Raw genomic sequence first — 21,920 nt, 5'->3', positions numbered from 1 at the left:
TCGCACTGACAGCCGGTAGCCGGGCATCGCCATCAGGGGCTTCGTGCACACCGGAGGGTGACGGCGGCCGCCCGGCAACCGGCGGCCGTCGCGCGCTACACGGCCGCGGCCTTCAGCGGTACGGACGCGTTCGCGGCCCGCTCGCGGTCCAGTACGACGCCTCGCTCGATCAGCTTGCGCCCCTGGGCGAGGTCCCGCGGCCGCCCCACGGCCAGCAGCGCGACGAGCCGGCCCTCCCGCAGCCAGATCACCGACCAGGCGGCCCCGGCCGGGTCACCGCGCCAGACCAGCTCGTCGGCGTCGCCGTGGTGGCCCGCGTACTGCACGAAGCGGCCGAACTGCTCCGACCAGAAGTACGGGACGGGGTCGTAGACCAGCCCTTCGGCGTCGCCGCGGGCGATGTTCTCGGCGACCGTTCGGGGGCCCTGGAGGGCGTTGTCCCAGTGGTGGATCAGCAGTCGGGTGCCGTAACGGGCCGACGGGAAGGAGGCGCAGTCGCCGACCGCGTAGACATCGGGCACGGAGGTGCGCAGCCGCTCGTCGGCGAGGACGGAGCCGTCCTGCGGGGAGACCTCGACGCCCGAGCCGGCCAGCCAGGCGGTCGCGGGCCGGGCGCCGATCCCGATGACCACCGCGTCGGCGGGCAGCGTCACGCCGTCGGCGAGGGTGACCGCGCCCGCGGTGACGGACGCGACCCGGGCGCCGGTGCGCAGTTCGGCGCCGGCGTCCGTGTACCAGCCGGTCATATGGGCGGCGACCTCGGCGGGCAGCGCACCGGCCAGCGGGCGGTCGGCGGCCTCGACGACGGTGACCGCGCAGCCCGCCTCGCGGGCCGCGGTCGCGAACTCGGCGCCGATCCAGCCGGCGCCGACGACCACGATCTCGTGCTGGGCGGCGAGCACCGGACGCAGCCGCTCGGCGTCGTCGAGGGTGCGCAGCAGATGGACGCCGGGCATGCCTTCGCTGCCGGGCAGCACGATCGGCTCGGCACCGGTGGCCAGGACCGCGTAGTCGTAGGGGAGGGGGCCGTCGGAGGTCTCGACGAGGTGGGCGTCCGGTAGCAGGGCGGTGACCGGGTGGCCCAGACGGAGCTCGATGTCGAGGCCGGCGAAGTCGATGTCGAAGGTGGAGCCCTCGGCCTTGCCCAGCAGGACCGCCTTGGACAGCGGCGGTCGGTCGTAGGGCTGGTGGGGCTCGTCGCCGAGGAGCGTGATCGCGCCGCGCCAGCCCTGTTCGCGCAGGGCGACCGCGGTCTGCACACCCGCGATTCCCGCGCCGATGATCACGACGCGCGGCGTGCGGTCAGGGGCCTGGGAGGACTTGCTCTGCTCGCTCACCCGATCACTCTAGGACGGTCCGTGACGCCGCTCGCAGCAGCACGCAAGGAGATCTCTGACACACCGTCACCGTCGGCCGTCCCGGAACACGGGCCCTTGGGGGGCCGGGGCCGTGCCTTACGGCGTCTCGCGGCCCCGTATTAGGCTGACGGATACACGCACTCGCGGGAGCCCGGACGTACCGGGCTGAGAGGGAGGCTGACCGGCCTCCGACCGTACGAACCTGATCCGGGTCATGCCGGCGAAGGGAGGGGCTGAAAGATCATGCATCCAGCTGCCACACCGTCGGGACCAGCCGCGCCGTGTCCCGATGTGCTCGTCCTCGGCGGCGGCATCATCGGCCTGGTCACCGCCTGGCGGGCGGCCGGCCGCGGGCTGACCGTCGCGCTGGCCGATCCCGCGCCCGGCGGCGGCGCGGCCCGGGTCGCGGCCGGGATGCTGGCCGCGGTCACCGAGCTCCACTACGGCGAGCAGACCCTGCTGGGCCTCAATCTCGCCTCGGCGCAGCGCTATCCACGGTTCACCGAAGAGCTGGAGGAGGCCGCCGGGCAGCGGATCGGCTACCGGCGGTGCGGCACCCTGGCCGTCGCGCTGGACGCCGACGACCGCGCCCATCTGCGCGAGCTGCACGCGCTCCAGACCCGCTCGGGACTGGAATCGCAGTGGCTCACGGGGCGCGAGTGCCGACGTCTGGAGCCGATGCTGGCCCCCGGGGTGCGCGGCGGGCTGCGGGTGGACGGCGATCATCAGGTCGATCCGCGGCGGCTGGTGAGCGCCCTGCTGGCCGCGTGTGAGCGCGCCGGAGTGGCGTTCCACAGGAGCGCGGCGGCCCGGCTGACGGTCGGCGGCGGGCGCGCCACGGGTGCCGAACTCGCCGACGGCACCCGGCTGTCGGCGGGTCAGGTCGTGCTGGCGGCGGGCAGCCACAGCGGCGGTCTGGCCGGTGTTCCCGACGAGGTGCTGCCGCCCGTGCGGCCGGTCAAGGGCCAGGTGCTGCGGCTGCGGCTGCCGGAGGTGCCCGCGGGCAGTCCCGCCTTCCTGTCGCGCACCGTACGGGCCGTCGTCCGCGGCGGCCCCCTCTACCTGGTGCCGCGGGAGAACGGCGAACTGGTCGTCGGCGCCACCAGCGAGGAGCTGGGCTGGGACACCACCGTGACCGCGGGCGGGGTCTACGAGCTGCTGCGGGACGCCCATGAGCTGGTCCCCGGCATCACCGAGCTGCCGCTGGTCGAGACCTGCGCCGGGCTGCGCCCCACCTCCCCCGACAACGCGCCGCTCCTGGGGCCGACCGAACTGCCCGGCCTCCACCTGGCCACCGGCCACTACCGCAACGGGGTGCTGCTGACACCGGTCACCGGTGACGCGATGGCCGAGGCACTGACCACCGGGAGCCTCCCCGAAGAGGCCCGCCCCTTCTCCCCCGCACGCTTCTCCCCCGCCGCCCCGGGGCCGGAGCCCACCCCTGCCCCCGAGGAGCAGCCCGTATGAGCGAGCGCATCGAGCGAACCGTGAACAGGGGCGCGGGCGGCGACGGGCTGCCCGCCAAACGAAGCGAGGCCGGCGCATGAGCGCGTCCACCGTGTCCGTGTCCGTCAACGGCGAGGCCCGTGAGATCCCCGGCGGACTCACCCTCGACCGGCTCGTCGCGACGCTGTCGCAGGCACCCGCCGGGGTGGCCGCGGCGGTCAACGAAACCGTGGTGCCGCGCACCCAGTGGCCCACCACCCCGCTCGGCGACGGCGACCGCGTCGAGGTGCTCACCGCGGTCCAGGGAGGCTGATCCGCAGACATGGCCGACGATCCGTTCACCCTTGCCGGCACCACGTTCGCGTCCCGTCTGATCATGGGGACCGGTGGCGCGCCCAGCCTCGACGTGATGGAGCGGGCGCTGCTCGCCTCCGGTACGGAGCTGACGACGGTCGCCATGCGGCGGCTGGACCCGACCGTGCAGGGCTCGGTGCTGTCCGTACTGGAGCGCCACAAGATCCGGGTGCTGCCGAACACCGCGGGCTGCTTCACCGCCGGCGAGGCGGTGCTCACCGCCCGGCTCGCCCGCGAGGCGCTCGGCACGGACTGGGTCAAGCTGGAGGTCGTCGCCGACGAGCGGACCCTGCTGCCCGACCCGATCGAGCTCCTGGACGCCGCCGAGACCCTGGTGGACGACGGTTTCACCGTGCTGCCCTATACGAACGACGACCCGGTGCTGGCCCGCAAGCTGGAGGACGTGGGCTGCGCCGCGATCATGCCGCTGGGCTCCCCGATCGGCTCCGGCCTGGGCATCCGCAACCCGCACAACTTCCAGCTGATCACCGAGCGGGCCTCCGTCCCCGTCATCCTCGACGCCGGCGCCGGCACCGCCTCGGACGTCTCGCTGGCCATGGAACTGGGCTGTGCGGCCGTCATGCTGGCCTCCGCGGTGACCCGCGCGCAGGAGCCGGAACTGATGGCGACAGCCATGCGGCACGCGGTGGCGGCGGGCCGCCTGGCCCTCAGGGCGGGCCGCATCCCCCGTCGTCACTTCGCGGTGGCGTCGTCCCCGACGGATGGGGTGGCGGCGTTCGACCCTGAGCGGCCCGCTTTTTAGCCCACGTTTTTTGCTGTCCCGCCGTGGTGGTTTCTCGCCGTTGCGCCTGCGGCGGGCTGGGTGGTTGTCGGGTGCGGTGACGGGCCTCCGGGGCCGGTGTGTGGGACTGCTTCGCTTTACGTCCCACACACCGGCCCCTCCGGCCCGTCCCCTCCCGTGGAGGGAGTGAGTGACGGTGAGTGGGGGCGGGCGTTGTGGCTGATTTCCGCGATGCACAAGGCGCACCGGACCACCGACGATCACCCCCACCAGGTTTTTCCCACCCCCAACGGGAGGGGACGGGCCGGAGCGGGTGGGTGTCCGGACGTAAAGCGAAGCAGTCCGGACACCCACCCGCTCCGGCCCGTCACCGCACCCGACAGCCCCGCGCAGCGGCACGGCCCGCCGCAGGCGCAACGGCGAGCAAGCCAAAAACGTGGGGAGGCAGCAAAGCGCAGCGGACCGGCGGGAAAGCAGCAACGTAGGAATAGGCCATACACTCGTTTGCCGTGGATACGACCCTTCAGGACCCCCTAGTGGGTCAGCTGCTCGACGGCCGCTACCGCGTCCAGGCGCGCATCGCCGCAGGCGGTATGGCTACGGTCTACCAAGCCATGGACACCCGGCTGGACCGTCTGCTCGCGCTGAAGGTGATGCACCCGACGCTTGCGACGGACGGGGCGTTCGTCGACCGCTTCATCCGCGAGGCGAAGTCGGTGGCGCGGCTGTCGCATCCGAATGTGGTGGGCGTCTTCGATCAGGGCACGGACGGGACATACGTCTATCTGGCGATGGAGTACGTCGCCGGCTGCACGCTGCGCGACGTGCTGCGCGAGCGGGGCGCTCTCCAGCCGCGGGCCGCGCTGGACGTCCTGGAGCCGATCCTGGCCGCTCTGGGGGCCGCGCACCGGGCCGGTCTGGTGCACCGCGATATGAAGCCGGAGAACGTCCTGATCGGCGATGACGGCCGGGTGAAGGTCGCCGACTTCGGTCTGGTGCGCGCGGTGGACACCCACACCACCGCCTCGACGGGCTCGGTCCTGGGGACCGTCTCGTATCTCGCCCCGGAGCAGATGGAGCACGGCACCGCGGACGCCCGGGTCGATGTCTACGCCTGTGGTGTGGTGCTCTACGAGATGCTGACCGGCGGCAAGCCGCACAACGGCGGCTCCGTGGCGCAGATCCTCTACCAGCATCTGCACGAGGACGTGCTGCCGCCGTCGGGGCTGGTGCCCGGTCTCGCGCCGCAGCTGGACGAGCTGGTCGCGCTGGCCTGCGCCCGTGATCCGCAGCAGCGCCCGCAGGACGCGGTGGCGCTGCTGTACCGGGCGCAGGAGGCTCGTGCGCAGCTGACGGACGCCCAGCTGGATGTCGTTCCGCCGCAGGCCAAGGAGGTGCCCGCGGGCGGCCTCGGCGGCGGGGCGGGCGACGGCTCGGAGCGTACGGATGTGATACCCCGCCCCGAGGGCGTACAGCCGCCGCTGCCGGGGACGGACGAGGCGGAGCTGAACCGCACCAGCCGGCTGGAGGTGCCGCCGTCGGAGCAGACGACCCGGCTGCGTCCGGCGCCGGCGCCCGAGGCGCCCCGTGGCGGGCTGCTCCAGCGGCGCAAGCTCGCCACGGTCATCGCGGCGGTGCTGCTGCTCCTCGGGGTCGGCACGGGCGTCTGGTACATCAACTCCGGCCAGTTCACCACCGTCCCGGCGGTGCTGGACATGCCGCAGGCCAAGGCGGAGCGGACGCTGCGGGACGAGGGTCTGGGCGTGAAGGTGGTGCGCGGCTTCAGCTCGAACGTGGACCGCGGCCATGTGATGAAGACGGACCCGGCCAACGGCAAGCAGATCCGGGGAACGGGCACGGTCACGATCACCGTCTCCCGGGGCCCGAACATCGTCGCCGTCCCGGATCTGTCCGGCACCCCGGTCGCGGACGCCAAGCGCAAGCTGCGCGACCTCGGGCTGAAGCCGGGCACCGAGCGGCGTGAATTCAGCGACGAGGTGGCCAGGGGCTCGGTGATCAGTACGGACCCGGCCGCGGGCAGCAAGCGGCATCCCGATACCGCGGTGGGGCTGACCATCAGCCGGGGCGCCGAGGTCCAGGTGCCCGGTGTGCTCGGCAGCGAGCGGGCGGACGCCGCCGAGACGCTGCGGGCGGCGGGCCTGCGGGTGCGCTTCGCCGACGAGCCGGTGTTCTCCACCCAGGACAAGGGCACCGTCGCCCGGCAGACACCGGCCGAGGGCAAGAAGCTGGGCAAGGGCGACACGGTCACCCTCACGCTCTCCAGGGGCCCGGAGATGGTCCCGGTCCCGGATGTCACCGGCAAGAACGAAGAGGACGCCAAGAAGCAGCTGACGGATCTCGGCTTCCAGGTCGAGGTGGACAAGCCGTTCCTGTTCCCGCAGGACGAGGTCGACTCGCAGTCCGTGGAGCCCGGCAAGAAGGCGCCGAAGGGCGGCACGATCACCATCAAGATGAAGGGCGCGCTGTAGCCGGTGCGGCGGGGCCGAGCGGTCCGGCGGACGGCGGCCCCGCCGCACCTGGCACCCTGGGAGGGTGAGTACCTCCCCCTCCCTGAAGAGCGCCGAGCAGCGCGCCCGTGCCCGTAATCCGGTCGGCGGCCATGTGCCGGTGGCCGGCGGTCTGGCGAAGACCGGCATTCCGTACGCCCAGGAGATGGGCGACGAGGTCGTGCAGGTCTTCGTGGCCAATCCGCGCGGCTGGGCGACGGTCCCCGGCAACCCGGACCAGGACGAGGCGTTCCGGGCGGCCTGTGCGCAGCAGGGGATTCCGGCGTACGTCCATGCGCCGTATCTGATCAACTTCGGTTCGCACACCGAGGCGACCGTCGAGAAGTCCGTGGCGTCGCTGCGCCACTCCCTGCGCCGCGGCCGGGAGATCGGTGCGCTCGGGGTGGTCGTGCACACCGGCTCGGCGACCGGCGGACGGGCGCGTGCGGTGGCGATGGCGCAGGTCAGGGAGCAGATGCGGCCGCTGCTCGACGAGCTGACACATCCGGACGACCCCTGGCTGCTGCTGGAGCCGACGGCCGGGCAGGGCGCGTCGCTGTGCGCGCGGGCCGAGGACCTCGGTCCGTATTTCGACGCGCTGGACCGGCACCCCAAGCTGGGGGTCTGCCTCGACACCTGCCACGCGTTCGCCGCCGGGCACGACATGGCGGCGCCCGGCGGGATGAAGGCGCTGCTGGACGAGCTGGTGGAGGTCACCGGTGAGGGCCGGCTGAAGCTGATCCACGCCAATGACTCCAAGGATGTGGCCGGCGCCCACAAAGACAGGCACGAGAACATCGGCGCAGGTCACATCGGTGCGGAGCCGTTCGGCGAACTGTTCGTCCATCCGGCGACGGCCGGGGTACCGCTGGTCGTCGAGACACCGGGCGGCAAGGAGGGGCATGCGGCGGACGTGGCCCGGCTCAAGGAGCTGCGCGCGCCCTGAGCCCGTCGGCCAGCAGCGCTGCCTCGCATTGGGGGTTTCCATGGAACAGGCACCGCACGAGCACGGGGCAGCAGCACCCGACACCCGCGCCGCGGCCGTCCCGCACGCCGCCCCCGGCCCGGCGGGCTGGGCGCCGGCCGCCAGGGCGACTCTGCACTGTCTGACCGGCTGTGCCCTCGGCGAGATCCTCGGCATGGTGATCGGCACGGCGCTGAGCTGGCACAACGTCCCGACGATGGTTCTGGCGATCGTGCTGGCCTTCGTCTTCGGCTATGCGCTCACCGTGCGCGGCGTCCTGGCGGCGGGCGTCGGCCTCCGGGCGGCGCTCCGGGTCGCGCTGGCCGCCGACACGCTCTCCATCGCGGTCATGGAGCTGATCGACAACGGCGTGATCGTGCTCTGGCCGAGCGCCATGGACGCCCAGCTCTCGGACGCGCTGTTCTGGGGCGTCCTGGCGGCGTCCCTGGTGCTCGCCTTCGTGGTGACCACGCCGGTCAACAAGTGGATGATCGGCCGTGGGAAGGGGCATGCGGTGGTGCACCGGTACCACCATTGACCAGCCGCCCGCCGGATGACGGAAACCCGTCCCGGGGCCTACGGCTCAGAGCTCGGGGCCGTCGCCGGGCTCTTCCTGGTACGAGTAGCGCTGCTCCCGCCACGGGTCGCCCAGGTTGTGATAGCCGCGTTCCTCCCAGAAGCCGCGGCGGTCGGCCCGCATGTATTCGATGCCGCGGACCCATTTGGGCCCTTTCCATGCGTACAGATGCGGCACGATCAGCCGGACCGGGAATCCGTGCTCCGCGGTGAGGAGTTCACCGGAGCGATGGGTGGCGAAGAGGCACTTCTCCGCGGCGAAATCCTCGATCCGCAAATTCGAACTGAAGCCGTACTCGGCCCACACCATGACATGGGTGGCATCGGGTGCCGGCGGCGCCAGCTCCAGGATCGTCCGGGTGCGTACCCCACCCCATTCGGCTCCCAGCATGCTGAATTTCGTCACGCAGTGCATATCCGCGACGACCGTGCTGTACGGCAGCGCCGTGAATTCCTCGTGCGACCAGCAGTGTTTCGCCCCGTCGGCGGTGGCGCCGAATGCCCGGAACTCCCAGCGTTCGGCGCGGAACTTCGGCACCGGCCCGTAATGCGTCACCGGCCAGCCCCGCTGGAGCCGCTGCCCCGGAGGCAGCTCAACAGGCTCCTCTTCGCGGCTTTCCGGCTGACCCATGCCTCCATGTTGTCAGACCGGAAGGGGTGCCGATGACCAGGGATGGGAGGGATTCGGGCAACTCGTACTAAGCATGCACTTACTGGACGCCCCACTCCGGGCGGTGCGAGGATGCGCGGCACCTGCCCAGTTCTCGCGTGGAAGGAGCCCGCTGCCATGCAGGGCGACCCCGAGGTCATCGAATTCCTCAACGAGCAGCTGACCGCCGAGCTGACCGCGATCAACCAGTACTTCCTGCACGCCAAGATGCAGGAGAACTTCGGCTGGACGAAGCTCGCGAAGTACACCCGCTCCGAGTCCTTCGACGAGATGAAGCACGCGGAGATCCTCACGGACCGGATTCTCTTCCTCGACGGCCTGCCGAATTACCAGCGGCTGTTCCATGTCCGGGTAGGCCAGACCGTCACCGAGATGTTCCAGGCCGACCGACAGATCGAGGTCGAGGCCATCGACCGGCTCAAGCGCGGTATCGAGCTCATGCGCAACAAGGGCGACATCACGTCGGCGAATATCTTCGAGGACATTCTCGCGGACGAGGAACACCACATCGACTATCTCGACACCCAGCTGGAACTGATCGAGAAGCTCGGGGAGGCGCTCTACATCGCCCAGGTCATCGAGCAGCCGAGCTGAGCGAGCGGCCGGATGTCCGCGCTCCGCGGCGGCCCGGCCGGCACGGGGCGATCACCCGCGCCCCTGAGGGCTACGCGGCCTCCGAAAGCGCCGCGGGCACCACTGCGCCCGCCTCCGCGGCCAGCGGCTCGGGCGCTCCGCTGTCGATGAGCTCCCGGCGGGGGCAGTCCCCCCGGCCGAGCAGTGACTGGATACGGCGCACACAGCCGCCGCAGTCGGTGCCGGCCTTGCAGGCGGAGGCGATCTGGCGGGGCGTGCAGGCGCCCGTGTCCGCGTGCTCGCGGACCTGCTGCTCGGTGATCCCGAAGCAAGAGCAGACGTACACGCGGTTCACCTCCGGTGGGATGCCCCACCGATCCGGGTGATCTTCAGTGAGGTAACCCTTACCTTACCTGGCCCGGCAGGGGCGACACAACGCAGTGGGGCGCGGATCACAGGATCCGCGCCCCACTTCTGCTATGTCCCTGACCGTCGGTGCAGGTCAGCGGCCGGTCGCCTCACTGATCGCGGTACATCTCCGCCACCAGGAACGCCAGGTCGAGCGACTGGCTGCGGTTGAGCCGCGGGTCGCAGGCGGTCTCGTAGCGCTGGTGCAGGTCGTCGACGAAGATCTCGTCGCCGCCGCCCACGCACTCGGTGACGTCGTCACCGGTGAGCTCGACGTGGATACCGCCCGGGTGCGTGCCGAGGCTCTTGTGGACCTCGAAGAAGCCCTTGACCTCGTCCAGCACATCGTCGAAGCGCCGGGTCTTGTGACCGGAGGCGGCCTCGAAGGTGTTGCCGTGCATCGGGTCGCAGATCCAGGCGACCTGCGCGCCGGAGGCGGTGACCTTCTCGACCAGTTCGGGGAGCTTGTCGCGGATCTTGTCCGCTCCCATGCGGGTGATGAAGGTCAGCCGGCCCGGCTCCCGCTCCGGGTCGAGGCGCTCGATGAGCGTCAGCGCGTCCTGCGCGGTGGTCGTCGGGCCGAGCTTGACGCCGATGGGGTTGCGGATGCGCGAGGCGAACTCGATGTGCGCACCGTCCAGCTGACGGGTGCGCTCGCCGATCCAGACCATGTGGCCGGAGACGTCGTAGAGGTTGCCGGTGCGCGAGTCGACGCGGGTCAGCGAGGACTCGTAGTCGAGGACCAGCGCCTCGTGGGAGGCGTAGAACTCGACGGTGCGGAACTCCTCCGGGTTGACCCCGCAGGCGTTCATGAAGTTCATCGCGCGGTCGATCTCGCGGGCCAGCGCCTCGTAGCGCTGTCCGGAGGGCGAGGACTTCACGAAGTCCTGGTTCCAGGCGTGCACCTGCCGCAGGTCGGCGTAGCCGCCGGTGGTGAAGGCACGCACGAGGTTCAGGGTCGCCGCGGAGGCGTGGTACATCCGCTTCAGCCGCTGCGGGTCCGGGATCCGGGCCGCCTCGGTGAACTCGAAGCCGTTGACGGAGTCGCCGCGGTAGGTCGGCAGCGTCACCCCGTCACGCGTCTCGGTGGGCTTGGAGCGCGGCTTGCTGTACTGGCCGGCGATCCGTCCGACCTTGACCACCGGGACGGACCCGGCGTAGGTCAGGACGGCGCCCATCTGGAGGAGCGTCTTGAGCTTGTTACGGATGTGCTCGGCGGATACGGCGTCGAAGGCCTCCGCGCAGTCGCCGCCCTGAAGCAGGAACGCCTCACCACGGGCGACCGCTCCCAGGCGCTCGCGCAGCTGGTCGCACTCGCCCGCGAAGACGAGCGGCGGATAGGACTCGAGCTCCGCGATCACATCGCGCAGAGCCTCTTGGTCCGGCCAGTCAGGCTGCTGCGCCGCGGGCAGGTCTTGCCAGGTGTTGCCACCGGCGTGGGTTTCAGCGTTCACGGTCACAAGCCCCACATTACGGGGTCCCGGCGGACTGTCCGTCCCGGCATCCGGACTTTGAGACGCACGGCACTCGGAGGGTCCGGTAGGGTGCCCCCCATGTGCACGCGACCTGCGATGAACAGCAACTGGTGGTGGACCGCTCATCCGGCGGCCCACTGATTCGCGCGCACATCCCACACTTCGCGAAGGCCGCCCGAGGGGCGGCCTTCAGCCTTTTCCGGCGGCCGTTCCTCCTCTCCTGGAAGGAACCCCGCCATGCACCGCGAGCCCCCCGCCCGCACCGGCGCCGCCGCGCTCGTCCAGCGGCTGCTCGACCCCGCCTGCCCGCCGTTCGCCCTGCTGCACCGCCGTACCCCGGGGCGGGACGCCGCCTCCCCCACTCCCGGCTTCGCCCGAGCGGGAGGTGCCCCCACCGTCGAGGTGCTGACCGGCGAGGTGACGGAGGTCGAGCGGCTGGCCGACATCCCGCTGGGCGAGGGCGTGCCGGACGCGCCGGTCACCGACGCGCTCGCGCTGATCCCGTTCCGGCAGATCCGCGAGCGCGGCTTCCGGGCCCATGACGACGGCATCCCGCTGGCCGTGCTGCGCCCGCGGGAGACCGCCGAGCTGCCCCTGGACGACATCCTCGCGGCGCTGCCCGCCCATGACGTGCGGGTGACGGACGGGGCGTTCGATGTGGACGACGACGCCTACGCCGGGATCGTCGAGCGGGTGGTCCGGGACGAGATCGGCACCGGCGAGGGCGCGAACTTCGTCATCCGCCGCACGTTCGAGGGCGAGATCGCGGGCTTCTCGGCGGCCGACGCGCTGGCACTGTTCCGGCGGCTGCTGGCCGGTGAGCGTGGCGCGTACTGGACGTATGTCGTCCACCGCCCCGGGGTGCACACGCTGGTCGGCGCCAGTCCCGAGGTGCATGTCCGGGCCTCCGGGGGGACGGTCGTGATGAATCCGATCAGCGGCACCTACCGCTACCCGGAGGGCGGGCCCACCGCCGAGAGCCTGCTGGCGTTCCTCGACGACCGCAAGGAGGTCGAGGAGCTGTCCATGGTGGTGGACGAGGAGCTGAAGATGATGTGCACCGTCGGCGACAGGGGCGGTGTGGTGGTCGGGCCCCGGCTCAAGGAGATGGCGCATCTCGCGCACACCGAGTACGAGCTGCGCGGCCGGTCCACCCTCGATGTGCGCGAGGTGCTCAAGGAGACGATGTTCGCGGCGACGGTCACCGGGTCGCCGGTGCAGAACGCCTGCCGGGTGATCGAGCGGCACGAGCCGGTGGACGCCGACGGCCGGGGGCGCGGCTACTACGCGGGGGCGCTCGCGCTGATCGGGCGGGACACCGGCGGCGCTCAGACACTGGACTCGCCGATCCTGATCCGTACCGCCGATATCTCCGCCGCCGGGCGGCTGCGGGTGCCGGTCGGTGCCACCCTCGTGCGCGGCTCCGACCCGCACGGCGAGGTGGCCGAGACGCACGCCAAGGCCGCGGGGGTGCTGAGCGCGCTGGGTGTGCGGCCGGCGCCCGCGCGCCCGGCGGACGGGGGACGGCCGCCGCGGCTGGCCGACGACCCGCGGGTGCGGGCCGCGCTGGACGCCCGCCGGGCCGATCTGGCGCCGTTCTGGCTGCGGATGCAGACCACCGCGCCCACCGCCGAGCTCAGCGGGCACGCCCTGGTCATCGACGCGGAGGACACCTTCACCGCGATGCTGGCGCATCTGCTGCGCACCTCGGGGCTGACCGTCACCGTGCGCCGCTTCGACGAGCCGGGGCTGCGCGCGGCCGCCCGTGCGCACCGGGGCCCGATCGTGCTGGGCCCGGGGCCGGGCGATCCGTCCGACGCCGCCGACCCCAAGATGCGCTTCCTGCGGTCGCTGACCGCCGAGCTGGTCGCCGGGCACCGCGAGGGCCTGTTGGGGGTCTGCCTCGGCCATGAACTCCTCGCCGCGGAGCTGGGGTTGGAGATCGTCCGCAAGGAGGTGCCCTTCCAGGGCGCGCAGGAGCGGATCGACTTCTTCGGGCGCGAGGAGACGGTCGGTTTCTACAACACCTTCACGGCCCGCTGCGATGACACCACCGCGGCCGAACTGGCGATGCACCGCGTGGAGTTGAGCCGGGACGCGGCCACCGGCGAGGTGCATGCGCTGCGCGGTCCGGGCTTCGCGGGGGTGCAGTTCCACCCGGAGTCGGTGCTGACTCTGGACGGTGCCTCGGTCACGGCGCAGCTTTTGGCAGCTGTCCTCGTGTGACCAGCATGTTCTCGTTGGTGCGGTGGGTCAGGTAGTCCTCGACGTTGGCCACGGTGGCCTCGATGATCTGGCCCACCGCGTCCTGGGTGAAGTACGCCTGGTGCGAGGTGACCAGCACGTTCCCGAAGGTCATCAGCCGGGCGAGGGTGTCGTCGCTGATGATGTCCAGGGACTTGTCGAAGAAGAAGAACGCGGCCTCCTCCTCGTAGACGTCCAGGCCGACGCCGGTGAGCCGGCCGGCCTTGAGCGTGTCGACGAGGGCCGCGGTGTCGACCAGCCCGCCGCGGCTGGTGTTGATCAGGATCGCGTCGTCCTTCATCGCGGCCAGCGCGGCGGCGTCGACGAGATGCCGGGTGTCGTCGACCAGCGGGAGGTGCAGGGTGACCAGATCCGCCTCGGCGAACAGCCGCTCCCGGGCGACGTACTTCATACCGAGCTCGACACAGTGCGGGTTCTCGGCGAGGTCCCAGCCCAGCAGGTTCATGCCGAAGCCATGGGCGATCCGGGTGAAGGCCGTGCCGATCTTGCCGGTGCCGAGCACCCCGGCCGTACGGCCGCGCAGATCCCGGCCCATCAGGCCGTCCAGCCGGAAGTCGAAGTTACGGGTGCGGTTCGTGGCCCGGACCAGCCGCCGGTCGACGGCCAGCGCCAGCGCCCAGGCGAATTCGGCGACCGCGTACGGCGAGTAGTGGGCGACCCGGCCGACGCTCATCCCGAGGTCGGCCGCGGCCTCCAGATCGATGTTGTTGAAGCCGGTGGAGCGCTGGGCGATCATCTTCGTCCCGCCGGCCGCGAGGGTCTGGAGGACGTCCGCGCCCAGATCGGCGTTGACGCTGGAGCTGACGATCTCGTATCCGCGGGCGATGGGGGCGGTGTCGCGGTTGAGGAAGACATTGAGGCTGCGGACCTGGTGGCGGCCGGCGAAGGCCCTCTCCAGGAACGGCTGCTCATCCGCCTGCACGCCGAAGGCGACGATCTCCACGAGCTCTCCCGGTTCTTCCGACGGTTCAGAATGTCCCGCTCCGTGAGCGAGAGGCCGGATATGCCGCGTACGGCGAATATACGGCCCCTCGCCCGGCGACGCCGCCCGGGATGCGGGGCGGCGGGAGCGGTGGGCGGCCGGGCTCAGCCGAAGAACACCCCGGCCTCGGCGTACAGCGCCGGATCGACGGTCTTCAGCTTGGCGGTGGCTTCCGCCATCGGCACCCGGACGATGTCCGTGCCGCGCAGCGCGACCATCTTGCCGAAGTCGCCGTCGCGCACCGCGTCGATGGCGTGCAGTCCGAAGCGGGTGGCCAGCCAGCGGTCGAAGGCGCTCGGGGTACCGCCGCGCTGGGTGTGCCCGAGGACCGTCGTCCGCGCCTCCTTGCCCGTCCGCGCCTCGATCTCCTTGGCCAGCCACTCCCCCACACCGGACAGCCGGACATGCCCGAAGGAGTCCGTGGAGTCGTCCTTGAGCACCATCTGTCCGTCCTTGGGCATCGCGCCCTCGGCGACGACCACGATCGGCGCGTAGCGGACCTTGAAGCGGGAGTCGATCCAGCGGCAGACCTGCTCGATGTCGAAGCGCTGCTCCGGGATGAGGATGACGTTCGCCCCGCCGGCGAGTCCGGAGTGCAGCGCGATCCAGCCGGCGTGCCGGCCCATCACCTCGACGACCAGGACCCGCATATGGGATTCGGCGGTGGTGTGCAGCCGGTCGATGGCTTCGGTGGCGACGCCGACGGCGGTGTCGAAGCCGAAGGTGTAGTCCGTGGCCGACAGATCGTTGTCGATGGTCTTGGGGACGCCGACGCAGGGGACGGCGTACTCGTCGGAGAGCCGGGTGGCGACGCCGAGGGTGTCCTCGCCGCCGATCGCGATCAGCGCCCCGATCTCGTGCTTGGTGAGCGTCTCCTTGATCCGGCGGACGCCGTCGTTCTCCTTGAAGGGGTTGGTCCGCGAGGAGCCGAGGACGGTGCCGCCGCGCGGCAGGATGCCGCGGACCGCCGAGATGTCCAGCGGCACCGTGTCGCCTTCCATCGGCCCGCGCCAGCCGTCCCGGAAGCCGACGAACTCGTATCCGTACTCCTGGGTGCCCTTGCGGACGATGCCCCTGATCACCGCGTTCAGACCCGGGCAGTCGCCGCCGCCGGTCAGTACTCCGACCCGCATCGCTGCTTCACCTACATCCCGTCAGTGGCCGCACGCACACGGCCGGGTTCGATCCGATCCCGGTCACGCTAATGGTGATCTGGGTCACTCGGGGATGGGGTAAACGGTGATGTCGGTGATTTATCCGGGAGTTGGGGCGAGGCGTTCACCCGTACGAGGGGACCGCATCCGGCCGCGGCCGGTCCGGCCGGTGAACGCGCCGGTCACGCCTCGTCGAGACCGCGCTCGATCGCATACCGCACCAGCTCCACGCGGTTGTGCAACTGGAGCTTGCCGAGGGTGTTCTGGACGTGGTTCTGCACCGTGCGGTGCGAGATGACCAGGCGTTCGGCGATCTGCTTGTACGAGAGTCCCTTGGCGACCAGCCGCAGCACCTCGGTCTCCCGGTCCGTCAGCTGCGGTGCGCCCGGCTCGTCCGGCGTCGCCGGGGCCGGCTCGGTCGCCAGCCTGCGGTACTCACCGAGCACCAGACCGGCCAGGCCCGGGGTGAACACCGCGTCGCCGGCGGCCGTGCGCCGCACCGCGTCCAGCAGCTCCGCCGTGCTCGCCGACTTCAGCAGATAGCCGGTCGCCCCGGACTTGACCGCTTCCAGGACATCGGCGTGCTCACCGCTCGCGGACAGCACCAGCACCCGCAGCGCCGGATTGGCGCCGACCAGTTCCTTGCACACCCGGACGCCGGGCAGCCCCGGCAGATTGAGGTCCAGGACCAGCACATCGGGCGAGGCGGCCTGCGCCCGCCGCACCGCCTGGAGGCCGTCACCGGCCGTCGCGACCACGTCGAACCCGGCCTCCGCCAGATCCCGCGCGACCGCGTCCCGCCACATCGGGTGGTCGTCGACCACCATGACCCTCAGGGCCGTCTGCTCGCTCATGCCGGCACCGCCCCGCGCGGCCTCGTCCCGCTCCGTGCTGCGCTCGCTCATGCTCTCGCCTTCCCCCGCCTTCCGCCCTCGGGCGCCGTGCCCTTGGGGACCGTCAACTCCACTTCCGTGCCCTGGCCCGGGACCGAGACCCACTCCGCGGTGCCGCCCAGGTCCCGCAGCCGGCCGCGGATCGACAGGGCCACCCCCATCCGGCCCTCGCGCTCGGCGTCCGCGAGCCGGCCCTCGGGAATGCCGGGGCCGTCGTCGCGGACCGTCACGATCACCGCCTGCGGCTCGTCCTCCACCAGGATCCACGCACGGGCCCCGTCCCCCGCATGCACCCGCACATTGTCCAACGCCGCACTGACAGCGGCCGCGAGCTCGGCCGCCGCGGCGGCCCGCAGCAGCACCGCGGCACCGGGCTCGGAGAACGTCACCCCGGCGCCCGCGAAGGGCGCGAGCAGCGCCCGGACGTCACACGGCCCGTCGCCGTCCGGCTCCGGTGCCGGTGCCGGTGCGGCCGGGGCGGCGGCCCTGCCGTCCGGCTCGCTCCCGTCGGCCGGGTGCGGCACGGTCCGCGCCGCATTCTCCGGCCCGCCCCCGCGCGGCGGCGACACCAGCCCGCCGGCGACCAGGGTCCGCAGCGCGACCTCCTGCTCTCCGGCCATCCGGCCCAGTTCGGCCGCCTCGCCACCGATCGCGGCGCCGCGCCGCTGCACCATCGCCAGGACCTGGAGCACGCTGTCGTGGATGTCGCGGGCCAGCCGCTCCCGTTCGCGGGTGGCGGCCTCTATCTGGAGCGCACGGGCGAGGGTGCGCTCACTGGCGCGGGCCACCTCGACGACGTAGCCGATGGCGACACTGGCCACCCACACCAGCACCACGTTGTGGATCGTGTCGCGGGCCAGCTCCTGGCGCTCGACGAGGTTGGCCACCGCCACCGCGCTGGAAGCCACCGCGGCCCAGCGCCAGCCGCCCTTGATCGCGAAGCCCAGGACGGCGCCCGCCGTCCAGATGGAGGGCAGCGTCGGCGCGCCGTCCATGATGCGGGCGTGGCTGTCGACCAGCGGGGTGAGCAGGATGCCGCCGACCGCGAAGCCGAGGTCGGCGAGCAGGAAGTGCCGGGTGCAGCGCTCCGCGGAGGTCGTCCGGCGCCAGGTCAGCACCATCCAGACCGTGAGCGCGCCCATATAGGCGGCGGCGCCCAGCGGGTGGTCGTACTTCCGGTAGGAGAGCCCGACCAGGCACAGGGTGTAGACGAGGGTCAGGATGCGGTAGCCGGTGAGCGCGCGCCACAGCGGCAGCTCGACGGACATCCGCACCACCTTCGGCGGCTTGCCTCTGCCCCTGGCGCCCAGGCCGCCGCGCACGGTCCGTGTCTCCGTATCCGTCATTGCCGGCCCCCACCCCTCGCCGGGCGCCCCCGCGCCCGGCCTCGGCTCTGCCCGTCTATTCGGCGGCTGCCTTCTTGGCCTGCTCCGCCTCGGCCTGCTGCTTCGCCTCGGCCTTCGCCGCCTCGGCGATCTGCCGCTTGGCCGCGGTCGCGTAGATGTCCACGTACTCCTGGCCGGACAGCTTCATGATCTCGTACATGACCTCGTCGGTGACCGACCGCAGGATGAAGCGGTCGCCCTCCATGCCCTGATAGCGGGTGAAGTCCAGCGGCTTGCCGATACGGATGCCCGGCCGGATCATCTTCGGCACGATCTTGCCCGGCGGCTGCACCTTCTCGGTGTCGATCATCGCCACGGGGATGACCGGCGCGCCGGTGGCCAGCGCCACCCGTGCCAGCCCGCCCGGCTTGCCGCGGTAGAGCCGGCCGTCCGGGGAGCGGGTGCCCTCCGGGTAGATGCCGAACAGCTCACCGCGCTCCAGGACCTCGATACCGCTCTTGATGGCCGCCTCACCCGCACCGCGGCCGCCCGAGCGGTCGACCGGCAGCTGGCCCACGCCCTTGAAGAAGGCGGCGGTCAGCTTGCCCTTGACGCCCGGGGAGGTGAAGTACTCGGACTTGGCGATGAAGGTGACCTTGCGGTCGAGCACCGCGGGCAGGAAGAAGGAGTCCGAGAAGGACAGATGGTTGCTCGCGAGGATCGCAGGACCCTCGGCGGGAATGTTCTCGATGCCTTCCACCCAGGGCCTGAAGGCAAGCTTCAGCGACCCGCCGATGGAAAACTTCATTGCGCCGTAGATCAACCGACTGCCTCCTGTGTGTGACGCAAAGACCTTAACCTGCCCCGGTGGCGCACTCGCGCCGCGGCCGCCGCCGGACCTACCCGCTTGCCGTCACTTTGCGTACCCTGAGGTAACTCGCCAGCCCCTCATCGATCGGAGTCCCCCGGTGCCGCTCCTTCCCGGAGCCGAGCCGTTCCGCCGTGACGGCGGAGAGGTCGGCGTCCTCGTGTGCCACGGCTTCACCGGCTCCCCCCAGTCCGTCCGCCCCTGGACCGAATACCTGGCCGACCGCGGACTGACGGTCGCCCTCCCGCTGCTGCCCGGTCACGGCACCCGCTGGCAGGACATGCAGATCACGACCTGGCAGGACTGGTACGCCGAGGTCGACCGCGAGCTGCGCGCACTGACCGAGCGCTGCTCCAAGGTCTTCGTCTGCGGCCTGTCGATGGGCGGCGCGCTGGCGCTGCGGCTGGCCGCCAAGCACGGCGACGCGATCAGCGGGGTGACGGTGGTCAACCCGGCCAACAAGCTCCATGACGCGGCCGCCCCGCTGCTCCCGGCGCTGCGGTACCTCGTACGGACCACCAAGGGCGTGGTCAGCGACATCGCCAAGCCCGGCGCCGAGGAGGTCGGCTACGAGCGGGTGCCGCTGCACGCCGCGCATTCGCTGCGCCGGTTCTTCGGGCAGGTCGACTCCGAACTCCCGGGCGTCACCCAGCCGTTGCTGGTGATGACCAGCCCGCAGGACCATGTCGTACCGGCGGCGGACTCCGAGCGGATCCTCGCCCGGGTCTCCTCCACGGACGTGCGGCAGACGCTGCTGGAGCGCAGCTACCACGTCGCGACGCTGGACCACGACGCCGAGCAGATCTTCCGGGACACCTTCGCCTTCATCGCCCGGCTCGCGCCGGAGGCGGCGCAGGCGGCGCAGGAGGGGACGGCGGCCAGTGGCGGAGCGTAGCCCCCGCGATCCCCGGGACCCGCTGGACGAAGAGGCCGCCTGGGCCGAGATCGTGGCGGGCTACGGCGAGCAGCCGTCGTTCCCCGCGGGCGGCGGGGACGGGACGGCCGGGGCGGCCGGTAAGGACGGCACGGCCGAGAAGCCCGAGGCCGCCGCCCCGTCCGAAACGGCCGGGAAGGACGGCACCGGAGCCGAGGACGGCACCGGCGACGCCGCGCGGCCGGGCAGCTTCGTGGTCTTCGCGCCGGGTGTCGGACCCCGCGACTGGAAGACCGCCGAAGCGTCCGACGACGACTTCGACGAGACCGACGAGGGCCACTTCACCCCGCCCGAGCCGCCCCCGCTGCCGAAGGCCGATGTCACCACCAAGTTCGCCTGGCTGGCGGTGGTCGGCGGCCCGCTGCTGCTGGTCGCCATGGTGCTGCTCCAGCAGCCGGTGACGTGGTGGATCACGGTTCTGGGCATCGGTGGCTTCCTCGGCGGCTTCGCCACCCTGGTGGCCCGGATGAAGGACGACGACGAGGACGACAACGACCTGCCGGGCAGCGGCGCGGTGGTGTGAGTCAGCCGCCGGCCGGCACCCGCAGTGCGGCCAGCACCGGCAGATGATCCGTGGCGGCGCGGAGATCGGCCTCCCGTACCCCCGCCAGCCCGTGCGGCACACCGCAGCCCAGGACCTCCACACCCGCCGTGGTGAAGATCGCGTCGATCCGCTGATGCGGGTCGTGCGGCGTGGAGGTGAACTCCCCGCCCCACGGCTTGGCCGCCCAGGCGTCCGTGAGCGCCCCCGCCAGCCGCCGGAAGCTGCGGCCCTCCGGCCGGTCGTTGAGGTCACCCCCGGCGACGGCGTACGGCACGTCCAGCGCGGCCAGCCGCTCCAGCAGCAGCCCGGCCTGCTCGTAGCGCTCCCGGTCGGCGAGGCTGAGATGGCAGCTGAGCACCCCGAGCCGGGCCCCGCCGATCCGGACCACGGCGAGCGCGAAACCGCGCTGGTGCAGCCCGGGGGTGCGGGGCAGCAGCACCTCCTCCGTACGCTCCACATGGGCGCGCAGGGTGGACAGGATCATCGGGCCCGCGGTCGTCGCACCGCCGCTGACGTACACCAGACCGGTCGCGCGGGCCAGCTTCTCGGCGGCCTTGCGCCAGCGGAAGAACCGCGGCGCCTCCTGGATCAGCACGAGATCGGGTGCGCAGGCCCGGATCACCCGGGCCAGTGCCGCCCGGTCGTCGCGCAGCGAGCGGATGTTGTAGCTGAGCACCCGGATCACGGCCGCACCGCCGTGTCCTGATGCCCCGGCGGCGGGGCCGGGTTCGGTGGCGGAGGCGGGGAGCGAGATCACGGCGGCAGGTCCTCTCACCGGGAGGGTCACGCGGGCCAAGATAGAGCACCGCCCGCCGCTCCCCCACGGGGCGCGACGGACGGTGTCGTACGGAGGAGCGGGCGCCGGGCGCCCGGTGGCGGGTCAGCCCTGGCGTGCCAGGTCGGCCGCGCCGACCAGACCGGCCTTGCCGCCGAGCTGGGCGGCGAGCACCTGGGCGTGCGGCCGCCACTGGTTGCCGACCAGCCAGCGGCGGAAGGACTTGCGGATCGGCCCCAGGACCAGTTCGCCCTCGTCCGAGACGCCGCCGCCGACGATGAACGCGGACGGGTCGAAGAGCGAGGCGAGGTCGGCGAGCCCGGCGCCGGCCCAGCGGGCCAGTTCGCGGAAGGAGTCGATGGCGACCGGGTCACCCTGACGGGCGGCCTCACTCACGTGCCGGCCCTCGATGCCCTCGGAGGTGCCGTCGCCGAGCGACAGCAGGATCTGGGCGTTCTCGGGGGTGGCGAAGGCGCGCTGGCGGGCGTAGCGCAGCAGGGCGCGGCCGGAGGCGTACTGCTCCCAGCAGCCCTGATTGCCGCAGCCGCACAGCAGACCGTCGGGGACGACCCGGATGTGCCCGAATTCCGCGGCGACGCCGAAGCGGCCACGGCGCAGCTTGTTGCCGATGATGATGCCGCCGCCGAGGCCGGTGCCGAGGGTGATGCAGATGACGTCGCTGTGGCCCTGGCCGGCGCCGAACTTGTACTCGCCCCAGGCCGCCGCGTTGGCGTCGTTCTCGACCACGACGGGCAGGCCGACGCGCTGTTCGACCTTGTCCTTGAGCGGTTCATGGCGCCAGTCGATGTTCGGTGCGAACAGGACCGTGGCCCGCTTCTCGTCGACATAGCCGGCGGCACCGATGCCGACGGCCTCGACATGATGGCCCGCGCCGACGGTGCGTACCGCCTCCGCGATGGCTTCGGTCAGCGCATCGGTGGCATGCGGAGTCGGCACCTGGCACGTCTCAAGGATCGAGCCCTCTTCGTCGACCACGCCGGCCGCGATCTTCGTGCCGCCGATGTCGACGCCGATGGTGAGTCCCATGTGTCCCTCAGATTTCGCTCGAACCCCGCCGGGACCCACCGTACCGGAGGCCGGGGTGCC

21 protein-coding genes and 1 riboswitch are annotated in these 21,920 nt (G+C 71.9%); of the genes, 10 read left to right on the top strand and 11 right to left on the bottom strand.

Going from position 1 to position 21,920, the window contains the following annotated elements; genetic code table 11:
- Positions 1 to 95: 95 nt before the first annotated feature.
- Positions 96 to 1,337, bottom strand: coding sequence for an NAD(P)/FAD-dependent oxidoreductase (locus TU31_RS34155; RefSeq protein WP_042161999.1), 1,242 nt, complete (start codon positions 1,335 to 1,337; stop codon positions 96 to 98).
- Between the two features lie 154 nt (positions 1,338 to 1,491).
- Positions 1,492 to 1,604: riboswitch (TPP riboswitch) on the top strand.
- Between TU31_RS34155 and thiO the strand changes: the two genes are divergently transcribed.
- From thiO to TU31_RS34120, 6 genes are all read left to right on the top strand, one after another.
- On the top strand, positions 1,602 to 2,825 hold the full coding sequence (thiO, locus tag TU31_RS34150) for a glycine oxidase ThiO (protein ID WP_181018730.1): 1,224 nt from the start codon (positions 1,602 to 1,604) through the stop codon (positions 2,823 to 2,825). It overlaps the preceding riboswitch by 3 nt.
- A 76-nt stretch (positions 2,826 to 2,901) precedes the next feature.
- Positions 2,902 to 3,117 (top strand): sulfur carrier protein ThiS, encoded by a 216-nt coding sequence (gene thiS / locus TU31_RS38285; RefSeq protein ID WP_042161997.1) that lies wholly within the window; start codon positions 2,902 to 2,904, stop codon positions 3,115 to 3,117.
- 9 nt (positions 3,118 to 3,126) lie between these two features.
- On the top strand, positions 3,127 to 3,921 hold the full coding sequence (locus TU31_RS34140; protein ID WP_042161995.1) for a thiazole synthase: 795 nt from the start codon (positions 3,127 to 3,129) through the stop codon (positions 3,919 to 3,921).
- Between the two features lie 488 nt (positions 3,922 to 4,409).
- Entirely contained in the window at positions 4,410 to 6,389 is a 1,980-nt protein-coding gene (gene pknB, locus TU31_RS34130) for a Stk1 family PASTA domain-containing Ser/Thr kinase (protein ID WP_042161991.1), read from the top strand.
- Positions 6,390 to 6,453: 64 nt separating this feature from the next.
- Positions 6,454 to 7,353 (top strand): deoxyribonuclease IV, encoded by a 900-nt coding sequence (locus TU31_RS34125; protein ID WP_042161989.1) that lies wholly within the window; start codon positions 6,454 to 6,456, stop codon positions 7,351 to 7,353.
- Positions 7,354 to 7,393: 40 nt separating this feature from the next.
- Positions 7,394 to 7,909, top strand: a complete 516-nt coding sequence (locus tag TU31_RS34120) for a DUF4396 domain-containing protein (protein ID WP_042161988.1) — start codon at positions 7,394 to 7,396, stop codon at positions 7,907 to 7,909.
- 45 nt (positions 7,910 to 7,954) lie between these two features.
- On the opposite strand, the gene TU31_RS34115 is transcribed toward TU31_RS34120, so the two are convergent.
- Positions 7,955 to 8,578, bottom strand: coding sequence for a sulfite oxidase-like oxidoreductase (locus tag TU31_RS34115; RefSeq protein ID WP_042161986.1), 624 nt, complete (start codon positions 8,576 to 8,578; stop codon positions 7,955 to 7,957).
- Between the two features lie 156 nt (positions 8,579 to 8,734).
- On the opposite strand from TU31_RS34115, the gene bfr reads away from it, so the two are divergent.
- The gene (gene bfr, locus TU31_RS34110) at positions 8,735 to 9,211 is read left to right on the top strand and encodes a bacterioferritin (protein ID WP_018093517.1); all 477 of its coding nucleotides are present in this window, start codon (positions 8,735 to 8,737) and stop codon (positions 9,209 to 9,211) included.
- Between the two features lie 70 nt (positions 9,212 to 9,281).
- On the opposite strand, the gene TU31_RS34105 is transcribed toward bfr, so the two are convergent.
- Complete coding sequence (locus TU31_RS34105; RefSeq protein ID WP_042162186.1) at positions 9,282 to 9,536, bottom strand: (2Fe-2S)-binding protein; 255 nt, start codon at positions 9,534 to 9,536, stop codon at positions 9,282 to 9,284.
- A gap of 172 nt (positions 9,537 to 9,708) precedes the next feature.
- Positions 9,709 to 11,052: a class II 3-deoxy-7-phosphoheptulonate synthase gene (locus TU31_RS34100; RefSeq protein WP_181018733.1), complete on the bottom strand. Its 1,344-nt coding sequence runs from the start codon at positions 11,050 to 11,052 to the stop codon at positions 9,709 to 9,711.
- 258 nt (positions 11,053 to 11,310) lie between these two features.
- Between TU31_RS34100 and TU31_RS34095 the strand changes: the two genes are divergently transcribed.
- Positions 11,311 to 13,299: an anthranilate synthase family protein gene (locus TU31_RS34095; protein ID WP_042161981.1), complete on the top strand. Its 1,989-nt coding sequence runs from the start codon at positions 11,311 to 11,313 to the stop codon at positions 13,297 to 13,299.
- On the opposite strand, the gene TU31_RS34090 is transcribed toward TU31_RS34095, so the two are convergent.
- From TU31_RS34090 to TU31_RS34070, 5 genes are all read right to left on the bottom strand, one after another.
- Complete coding sequence (locus TU31_RS34090) at positions 13,265 to 14,281, bottom strand: 2-hydroxyacid dehydrogenase (protein ID WP_042161979.1); 1,017 nt, start codon at positions 14,279 to 14,281, stop codon at positions 13,265 to 13,267. The two genes, TU31_RS34095 and TU31_RS34090, sit on opposite strands and share 35 nt — an antisense overlap.
- Before the next feature lie 143 nt (positions 14,282 to 14,424).
- Positions 14,425 to 15,453: a 6-phosphofructokinase gene (locus tag TU31_RS34085; protein ID WP_042161977.1), complete on the bottom strand. Its 1,029-nt coding sequence runs from the start codon at positions 15,451 to 15,453 to the stop codon at positions 14,425 to 14,427.
- Positions 15,454 to 15,656: 203 nt separating this feature from the next.
- The gene (locus TU31_RS34080) at positions 15,657 to 16,328 is read right to left on the bottom strand and encodes a response regulator (RefSeq protein ID WP_042162185.1); all 672 of its coding nucleotides are present in this window, start codon (positions 16,326 to 16,328) and stop codon (positions 15,657 to 15,659) included.
- 47 nt (positions 16,329 to 16,375) lie between these two features.
- A complete protein-coding gene (gene macS / locus TU31_RS34075; protein ID WP_370682785.1) occupies positions 16,376 to 17,713 on the bottom strand; it encodes a MacS family sensor histidine kinase in 1,338 nt (445 codons plus the stop codon).
- A gap of 55 nt (positions 17,714 to 17,768) precedes the next feature.
- Positions 17,769 to 18,500, bottom strand: a complete 732-nt coding sequence (locus TU31_RS34070; protein WP_042161973.1) for a lysophospholipid acyltransferase family protein — start codon at positions 18,498 to 18,500, stop codon at positions 17,769 to 17,771.
- A 160-nt stretch (positions 18,501 to 18,660) separates the two neighbouring features.
- On the opposite strand from TU31_RS34070, the gene TU31_RS34065 reads away from it, so the two are divergent.
- Positions 18,661 to 19,455 (top strand): alpha/beta hydrolase, encoded by a 795-nt coding sequence (locus tag TU31_RS34065; protein WP_042161971.1) that lies wholly within the window; start codon positions 18,661 to 18,663, stop codon positions 19,453 to 19,455.
- Positions 19,442 to 20,017, top strand: a complete 576-nt coding sequence (locus tag TU31_RS34060; protein WP_042161969.1) for a hypothetical protein — start codon at positions 19,442 to 19,444, stop codon at positions 20,015 to 20,017. Before TU31_RS34065 ends, TU31_RS34060 begins: the two co-directional genes overlap by 14 nt.
- Position 20,018: 1 nt before the next feature.
- On the opposite strand, the gene TU31_RS34055 is transcribed toward TU31_RS34060, so the two are convergent.
- Together TU31_RS34055 and TU31_RS34050 are read right to left on the bottom strand one after the other, a co-directional pair.
- Positions 20,019 to 20,795, bottom strand: a complete 777-nt coding sequence (locus TU31_RS34055; RefSeq protein WP_370682784.1) for an endonuclease/exonuclease/phosphatase family protein — start codon at positions 20,793 to 20,795, stop codon at positions 20,019 to 20,021.
- A gap of 123 nt (positions 20,796 to 20,918) precedes the next feature.
- A complete protein-coding gene (locus TU31_RS34050) occupies positions 20,919 to 21,860 on the bottom strand; it encodes an ROK family glucokinase (RefSeq protein ID WP_042161967.1) in 942 nt (313 codons plus the stop codon).
- Between the last annotated feature and the right edge of the window lie 60 nt (positions 21,861 to 21,920).

Origin of the sequence: Streptomyces lydicamycinicus (assembly GCF_000829715.2) — a bacterium.
GTDB lineage: Bacteria > Actinomycetota > Actinomycetes > Streptomycetales > Streptomycetaceae > Streptomyces > Streptomyces lydicamycinicus.
Note: the sequence above shows the minus strand (reverse complement) of the source record. Positions and strands in the feature narration are given on the sequence as shown.

Coding starts and splice junctions, on each gene's coding strand:
- thiO (WP_181018730.1), top strand. CDS start 1,602: ATGCATCCAGCTGCCACACCGTCGGGACCAGCCGCGCCGTGTCCCGAT.
- thiS (WP_042161997.1), top strand. CDS start 2,902: ATGAGCGCGTCCACCGTGTCCGTGTCCGTCAACGGCGAGGCCCGTGAG.
- TU31_RS34140 (WP_042161995.1), top strand. CDS start 3,127: ATGGCCGACGATCCGTTCACCCTTGCCGGCACCACGTTCGCGTCCCGT.
- TU31_RS34120 (WP_042161988.1), top strand. CDS start 7,394: ATGGAACAGGCACCGCACGAGCACGGGGCAGCAGCACCCGACACCCGC.
- TU31_RS34115 (WP_042161986.1), bottom strand. CDS start 8,578: ATGGGTCAGCCGGAAAGCCGCGAAGAGGAGCCTGTTGAGCTGCCTCCG.
- bfr (WP_018093517.1), top strand. CDS start 8,735: ATGCAGGGCGACCCCGAGGTCATCGAATTCCTCAACGAGCAGCTGACC.
- TU31_RS34095 (WP_042161981.1), top strand. CDS start 11,311: ATGCACCGCGAGCCCCCCGCCCGCACCGGCGCCGCCGCGCTCGTCCAG.
- TU31_RS34085 (WP_042161977.1), bottom strand. CDS start 15,453: ATGCGGGTCGGAGTACTGACCGGCGGCGGCGACTGCCCGGGTCTGAAC.
- TU31_RS34080 (WP_042162185.1), bottom strand. CDS start 16,328: ATGAGCGAGCAGACGGCCCTGAGGGTCATGGTGGTCGACGACCACCCG.
- macS (WP_370682785.1), bottom strand. CDS start 17,713: ATGACGGATACGGAGACACGGACCGTGCGCGGCGGCCTGGGCGCCAGG.
- TU31_RS34070 (WP_042161973.1), bottom strand. CDS start 18,500: ATGAAGTTTTCCATCGGCGGGTCGCTGAAGCTTGCCTTCAGGCCCTGG.
- TU31_RS34050 (WP_042161967.1), bottom strand. CDS start 21,860: ATGGGACTCACCATCGGCGTCGACATCGGCGGCACGAAGATCGCGGCC.